This is a genomic window from Streptomyces sp. NPDC005195, assembly GCF_040608315.1.
Taxonomy (GTDB): Bacteria; Actinomycetota; Actinomycetes; order Streptomycetales; family Streptomycetaceae; genus Streptomyces; species Streptomyces kaempferi.
The window spans coordinates 1-1,431 of sequence record NZ_JBEXHZ010000336.1; the positions used below are offsets into that span (position 1 = coordinate 1).

A 1,431-nucleotide genomic window follows, 5' to 3' on the forward strand; every position below is an offset into this window, starting at 1 on the left:
GTCAGGTCCGGTGCGTCAACGGTGCGGTTGACGCCCGAGCTATTATCCATCCTGTCGACGCCCGTCGTGCAATTTCACGGGAAATTGCACAGGTTGTGGCTGGAACAGGACCGCGCGGGATCGGTCCGACCCGGCGGGAGGTCGACGTGTACACCGTGGTGGAACGTGAGCAAGGAGAGTCCGGTGTCATCAGTGCGAAACGGAACGCGGGCCAGTTCGCTGGGTGTCCGCTGGGTGAAGAGCCGGTACAGCAACGCCGAGGGCAACTGCGTCGAGGTGGCACCCCTGGACGAGGGAGGGGTGGCGCTGCGCAACTCACGCGACCCCGACGGGCCGGCCCTCATCTACACGGCCTCCGAACTGGCCGCCTTCCTGGCCGGGGCGAAGGACGGGGAGTTCGATCACCTGGTGTGAAGCGGAGCCATACGGTTCCACTTGTGCCGGAATATGCGAGACAGGGCCGAGGGATGCGAGGATGGGTTCTTCTCGTCTGCCGGTCCACAGGGAGTAAGGATGTCCGCCGAGTCACCTCGTATCTCCCGCCTCGAACCGTATCTGAAGCGGACCGAGCCGGCCCCGACCCTGCTGAAGATGCTGGTCGGCGTCCAACTCACCGGTATCCGCGAGGATGTCGGCCTCTCGCAGGAACAGGCCGCCCGTGCCATCGGGTTCAGTCCGGCGAAGCTGTCGCGCATCGAGGCGGGCAAGGGTCGCCGTCCCCCGGCGGAGGGTGACGTCCGCGCGTTGTTGGACCTCTACGACACCGACGGCCACGAGGCGTCGGTCCTGCTCCAGTTGTTGCAGCGGGCCGGTGAGCCGGGATGGTGGCAGCGCTACGACAAGCGGTTGATGCCCGAGTGGTTCGACCGGCTGGTGGGGCTGCAGGAGGCCGCTGCCGCCATCCGCACCTTCGAGATCCAGTACGTCCCCGGGCTGCTCCAGACTCCGGCCTATACCAAGGCGGTCGTGGAGCGGGGTCTGCCCACGGCACCGGCCGGCGAGGTGCAGCGCCGCGTGGAACTGCGCACGCGCCGACGTGAGTTGCTGCGTCGTGATGACGCCCCACAGCTGTGGGCGGTCATCGACGAGTCGGTCCTGTGGCGGGTGCTGGGCAGCCGCGACGTGATGCGCGAGCAACTGCAGTACCTCGTGGACATGGCTCAGCGCCCCCACGTGACGTTGCAGATCGTTCCCCTGGACGTGACGAACGCGTCCGCGCCCGCCATCCCCATCACCTATCTCCGCTTCGGCGGTCTCGACCTGCCCGACATCGTCTACCTGGAGCACATCAGGAGCGCGAACTTCCTGGAGGACCGGGACGAGACCGAGGAGTACCGCCTGGCCCTGGACCGGCTGGGGGACGAGGCTCTCACCCCGCGGGAATCGCTGACGCTGCTTCAGAAGACCGCCGACGAGCGGTATTCCGCCTCG

2 protein-coding genes are annotated in these 1,431 nt (G+C 67.2%); both read left to right on the forward strand.

Annotated features, from left to right (window positions below; translation table 11 throughout):
- Window positions 1-183: 183 nt before the first annotated feature.
- Window positions 184-414 (forward strand): DUF397 domain-containing protein, encoded by a 231-nt coding sequence (locus tag ABZV34_RS39475; RefSeq protein ID WP_356288125.1) that lies wholly within the window; start codon window positions 184-186, stop codon window positions 412-414.
- A 99-nt stretch (window positions 415-513) separates the two neighbouring features.
- On the forward strand, window positions 514-1,431 hold a 918-nt coding region (locus ABZV34_RS39480; protein ID WP_356288129.1), incomplete at its 3' end, for a helix-turn-helix transcriptional regulator.